The organism is Mesorhizobium sp. (assembly GCF_024509055.1).
Lineage (GTDB): Bacteria > Pseudomonadota > Alphaproteobacteria > Rhizobiales > Rhizobiaceae > Mesorhizobium.
Window position 1 is genome coordinate 1 of record NZ_JANINM010000099.1, and the last position, 5010, is coordinate 5010.

The window sequence follows — 5010 nt, forward strand, 5'->3', positions numbered from 1 at the left end:
CGGCCTGTCACGCCGGAGGTCGCGGGTTCGAGCCCCGTCACTCGCGCCATTTTTCTCAAAGGCTTTCAATAAAGCGCTCCTATCAATGGCTTAGCCATCATCCAACGATGTGGCCTCGGCAATGCTGAGCCAGCCGTTTGCATGAACTTTGGTCGGAACCATTCCGCTACTCTCCCCGTTCAGCCCAAGGGCAGAGAGACGGGAGAGACCGATGTCTGTGACATGCCGCGTTTCCATCGACGACGCCAAGGACGTAAATGAACTGGCCTTCCAGGAATTGCCGCGCGTTGGCGAAAGCGTGTCGGTAGCTCTGGAAGGATCAAAGAGGGACCTTCGCGTCGTGCGCGTTGTGCATGTGCCAGGCAGCGAGCATGGCGCAACGACGATGCTGGAGCTGACGAGCAAGATCCTTTAGCGGCGCCACGAATCGCGTCGGCGTATCACTGAGAGTCTGCCGGTCAGCTTCCCGGAGCGAAAACCGGAAAACCCCATGGCTTAAGCGGTCGAGCTTCGTAAGCAATGGCCATCAGGATGGTGGGCCTAGCTGCTGGCCAGCAGCGCCTCGACCTCGCCCAGCGTCGGCATCGACGGCGCAGTCCCTGGCCGTGTCACCGAGATACCCGCTACCGCGCAGGCAAAGCGCACCGCTTCGAGCGGCTCGACGCCCTTGGCAAGCGCAGCCGCGAGGCCACCATTGAACGCGTCGCCCGCCCCCGTCGTTTCCACCACCGGACCGGCATTGACGGCGGCGACATGGGTTGAGCAGTCAGCGCTGTGCAGTAGCGCGCCTCTTTCGCCGAGCGTCACGATGACAGTGCCCACGCCCCTGGCCAGCAGACTGTCGGCGGCGCGGCGGGCGTCGTCGACGGTCGACACCTTGATGCCGGTCAGTTCCTCGGCTTCGGTCTCGTTGGGCGTAACGTAGTCGCAAAGCGCATAGATGCGGTCAGGCAGGCTGGCGGCCGGCGCCGGGTTCAGGATGGTAGTCACCCCTGCTCTCCGCGCGATCTCAAGTGCCTCCAGGGCCGCTTCGATCGGCTGTTCCAGTTGGGTGACGAAGACGCCGGCCGACCGGATCAGATCGGCATGTGTCTCTATGTCGGCTGGCGAGATCAGCATCGCAGCTCCCGGGCTGACGATGATGGCGTTGTTGCCGGTGCCTTCTTCCACGAAGATGTAGGCAGCGCCGGTATAGCTGTCGGGCGTGTCGATCACGGAGCTCTTCACGCCTGCCGCCTTCCAGGTCTGCTTGGCCATGTCGGCAAATGCATCGACGCCCAGCCGCGTAAGGAACGTGACGTCGGCGCCAAGCTTGCCGGCGGCCACAGCCTGGTTGGAGCCCTTGCCGCCCGGTCCGAGCTTGAACGAATTGCCGAGGATGGTTTCGCCCATGCGCGGCTGGCGGTCGGCCCGGTAAGCGGTATCGGCGACGAACACACCCAGGATGACAACTGGCTTGCCGGCGGCCATCCCCTTACTCCGCATCCGGCGGAAGGACGCCCTTGCGGAAGGCGAAGCAGCCGTAGAAGCGACGCTCCCCAGTCTGGATGACGCAATAAGCCTTCTTGGCGCGCTCGTAGAAGGCGTAGCGCTCGATCGAGATCATGGGCCAGGGTTTGCCCTCTGCCTTGTCGATCTCCTTTTGCACCTCCTTCTGCACCTGCGGTATCTCGTCCGGCTTGCCGACGATCTCCATGCGGGCGGCGGCGTCTTCGACGAAACTGTCCAGCGGGTAAAGCGACAGCACAGCCTTCACCACTTCGGCCGCCGGCGCGTCGATGCGCAGCAACCTTCCGAGCACGGTTTGCCTGGCGACGGAGTCCGACGGGAAATTCGTGTCGGCGATGATCAGGTCGTCGCCATGGCCCATGGCCCGCAGCGCCTGGAGTACATCGGCGTTGAGCAGCGCATCGATCCCTTTGAGCATGGTTTCCCTCTTAAGGTCCGTTTGAGATCAGAGACGCTTGCCCGTCCCGGCGTCGAAGAGGTGTACTTGATCCAGCCGTGGCCTGAGTTTCAGCATATCGCCTGGCTTGAAGTCGTGGCGCTCGCGAAACAGCGCCACCATCTCGCCCTCGCCGAAGCGCAGGAAAACCAGGGTTTCCGAGCCCGTTGGCTCCACCACCGAAATCGTGGCGGGAACGCCGTCGGGATGGATTTCCAGATGCTCCGGCCGCACCCCATAGACGACGGCTAGCCCGTCTTCGGCGGCACTGCCGGCCGACATAGGAAACGCCGTGCCGGCAATGTCGATGACGGGCCGTTCGCCCCTCCTGGCCGTGCCCTTGAGCAGATTCATGGCCGGCGAGCCGATGAAGCCCGCGACGAACAGATTGGCAGGACGGTCGAACAGGTCGAGCGGCGCACCGACCTGCTCGATGCGGCCGTCGCGCATCACCACGATCTTGTCGGCCATCGTCATGGCCTCGATCTGGTCGTGCGTGACGTAGATCGTGGTGGTCTTCAGCCGCTGGTGCAGTTCCTTGATCTCGGTGCGCATCTGCACGCGCAGCTTGGCGTCGAGGTTGGATAGCGGCTCGTCGAACAGGAACACCTGCGGATTGCGCACGATGGCGCGGCCCATGGCGACACGCTGGCGCTGGCCGCCGGAAAGCTGACGTGGATAACGCTTGAGATAGGGGGCAAGGTCGAGGATGTCGGCCGCGCGCTTGACCCGTTCCGCGACCGTGGCCGGATCGGTGCCGCGCAGCTTCAGCGCGAAGGCCATGTTCTGCTCGACCGTCTTGTGCGGGTAGAGCGCGTAGTTCTGGAACACCATGGCGATGTCGCGTTTGGCCGGCGGCAGGTTGTTGACGATCCGGTCGCCGATGGCGATCGTCCCGCCGGAAACGGTTTCCAGCCCGGCCACCATTCTCAGCAGCGTGGACTTGCCGCACCCGGAAGGACCGACCAGCACCACGAACTGCCCGTCGGCAATGTCGATGCTGACCTCATGCAGGACCTTGACGGTTCCGAACGCCTTGGCGACACTGCTGATCGCGACTTGAGCCATCGTCCCCCCTTATCATTTGCGGTGAAGCTAGCCATTGCCAACGGCAAGGGCAAGTCAGTCTCTTATAGATAAAAAGTCATTCTTATTGACAGGGTAATCGATTACGCGAATAGTGGTAGATGCCAATCCGACTGCTGGTGCTTTCAACCAAAAATCGGAGCTCCAGGCGACGCAGGGTGGGGTCCCACGTCCCCGTTTTTATTTCGAGGAGAACCGCAGACGTCTCGGCGTCCGAGAGAGATTGGCATTCAATTCACAACTGTTGTCCTGGGAGGAACGGTAGATGAGAGTCGGTCTTTACGAAAAATTGGTCCGTGCGGGAGCGACCCGCCGCGATGTGCTGAAGGGCGCGGCCAGCATGGCGGCAATCGCCGCGGCGTCCGGCGCCGGGCTCGGCGCGTTGACGCGGCCAGCTTCCGCCGCTGACAATCTGCGAGCACAAATTCTGCAGATCCCCGGCGTCGGCAAGGGATCGCCGACAGACGCGGACTGGCAGAAGGTCGGTGAACTTTGCCTCGGCGGCACGAAGGCCAGTGTGAAGGAGGGCGAATTCGCTGGTGTCGAGCTCACCTTCATGGGTCTCAACAATCAGAATCTGCATAACTTTCTTTTCCGTGGCTTCCTGAAGCCTTGGGAAGCCTATACCGGTGCCAAGATCAACTGGATCGACCTCGCCCAGGCCGACTACAACGCCCGCCTGCAACAGTCGATTGCCACTGGAACCGTCGATTTCGACATACTTGAAATGGGCGCTCCCTTTGAAGGCGACGTCTGCGGCAAGGGCCTGGCTTCCGAAATGCCCGACTGGGTCAAGAAGCAGATCGAGGTCGACGACTATTCTGATTATCTGAAGCCCCCGGTCGGGACCTGGAATGGCAAGACCTATCGCGTCACGATCGACGGGGATTGCCACAATCTGAACTACCGCACGGATGTTTTCTCCGACGCCGATCTTGCCAAGGCGTGGAAGGCCGACAGCGGCGACAAGGCCGGTCTTGCGGAGTGGGGCGTGCCCAAGACCTGGCAGCAAATGCAAGCAGCCACCAAATTCCTCAAGGGCAAGAAAGTGAAGGGTCAGGACGTCTATGGCTTCCTCGATCCGCCGAAGGGCTGGGGTGGTTTCGGCTTTTACTTCCTGGAAGACCGCGCCACCGCCTATGCCAAGCATCCCGACGATCCGGCGTGGCTGTTCGATGTCGACACCATGAAACCCAGAGTGAACAACCCTGCCTGGGTGCGGGCCATTCAGGACGTGGTGGATTCTCTACCCTACCAGCCAGCCGACCAGATCAATGCCGACCCCGGCACCACCGGATTCCAGCAATTCCTGGCTGGCGTGGGTTCGGCCATCACCTGGTGGGGCGACATCGGCGAAGTGGCCAAGACCAGCGACACAGCGGTCATTGGCGACGAGCTGGGCTTCGACATCCTTCCTGGTTCGGATGATGTCTACAACTCCAAGACCGGTAAGTGGGAAAAGCTCGCCAGTGGGCCGAACGTCGCGCCGAACTGCGCCTATCTCGGCTGGGGCATCTATGTCATGGCGCGCGTCGAGAAGGACGAGAAGAAGAAGAAGGCGGCATGGTCGGCCGCGGCCCACCTTGGCGGCAAGGATCTATCGATCTGGTGTGTGATGTATCCCTCCGGCTTCCAGGTGCACAGAAATAGCCATTCGCATATCGACGAATGGGTGGCTGCTGGCTATCAGAAGGACTACATCACCTCTTATCTCAATTCGCAGTTTGGAAGCTACAATCATCCGAACCGCTGCGTCGAACCGCGCATCCCCGGCATTTTCCAGTATTACAGCGCTGCCGAGGACATCTTGGCCAACACCTTTGCCGGCAAAATGAAGGCGCAAGAAGGCGCCGACGCGATTGCAGCGGCTTGGGAGAAGCTCACCGACCAGATCGGCCGCGAGAACCAGATCAAGCTCTACAAAGCCTCGCTTGGCATGTAGGCTGCCGCACCGAAGGTCGCGGCCCGGTGACACCCCC

At 61.7% G+C, this 5010-nt stretch carries 5 protein-coding genes; 2 read left to right on the plus strand and 3 right to left on the minus strand.

Features of this window, described 5'->3' with window-relative positions; translation table 11 throughout:
- The first annotated feature begins 211 nt into the window (after window positions 1–211).
- The gene (locus Q0L57_RS05940) at window positions 212–415 is read left to right on the plus strand and encodes a hypothetical protein (protein WP_296739413.1); all 204 of its coding nucleotides are present in this window, start codon (window positions 212–214) and stop codon (window positions 413–415) included.
- A gap of 125 nt (window positions 416–540) precedes the next feature.
- Here Q0L57_RS05940 and rbsK read toward each other — a convergent pair whose 3' ends face one another.
- The 3 genes from rbsK to ugpC are packed head-to-tail and all read right to left on the minus strand — an operon-like array spanning window position 541 to window position 3013.
- Window positions 541–1470: a ribokinase gene (gene rbsK, locus Q0L57_RS05945; protein WP_296739416.1), complete on the minus strand. Its 930-nt coding sequence runs from the start codon at window positions 1468–1470 to the stop codon at window positions 541–543.
- A gap of 4 nt (window positions 1471–1474) precedes the next feature.
- Window positions 1475–1927 (minus strand): RbsD/FucU family protein, encoded by a 453-nt coding sequence (locus tag Q0L57_RS05950; protein ID WP_296739418.1) that lies wholly within the window; start codon window positions 1925–1927, stop codon window positions 1475–1477.
- 27 nt (window positions 1928–1954) lie between these two features.
- Window positions 1955–3013 (minus strand): sn-glycerol-3-phosphate ABC transporter ATP-binding protein UgpC, encoded by a 1059-nt coding sequence (gene ugpC, locus Q0L57_RS05955; RefSeq protein WP_296739421.1) that lies wholly within the window; start codon window positions 3011–3013, stop codon window positions 1955–1957.
- A 283-nt stretch (window positions 3014–3296) separates the two neighbouring features.
- Here ugpC and Q0L57_RS05960 point away from each other — a divergent pair, with 283 nt between their 5' ends.
- A complete protein-coding gene (locus tag Q0L57_RS05960) occupies window positions 3297–4973 on the plus strand; it encodes an extracellular solute-binding protein (RefSeq protein ID WP_296739424.1) in 1677 nt (558 codons plus the stop codon).
- Window positions 4974–5010 lie beyond the last annotated feature (37 nt).

Excerpts from the sequence above, each read along its gene's own strand:
- rbsK (WP_296739416.1), bottom strand. The coding sequence starts at position 1,470 with ATGGCCGCCGGCAAGCCAGTTGTCATCCTGGGTGTGTTCGTCGCCGAT.
- Q0L57_RS05940 (WP_296739413.1), top strand. The coding sequence starts at position 212 with ATGTCTGTGACATGCCGCGTTTCCATCGACGACGCCAAGGACGTAAAT.
- Q0L57_RS05960 (WP_296739424.1), top strand. The coding sequence starts at position 3,297 with ATGAGAGTCGGTCTTTACGAAAAATTGGTCCGTGCGGGAGCGACCCGC.
- Q0L57_RS05950 (WP_296739418.1), bottom strand. The coding sequence starts at position 1,927 with ATGCTCAAAGGGATCGATGCGCTGCTCAACGCCGATGTACTCCAGGCG.
- ugpC (WP_296739421.1), bottom strand. The coding sequence starts at position 3,013 with ATGGCTCAAGTCGCGATCAGCAGTGTCGCCAAGGCGTTCGGAACCGTC.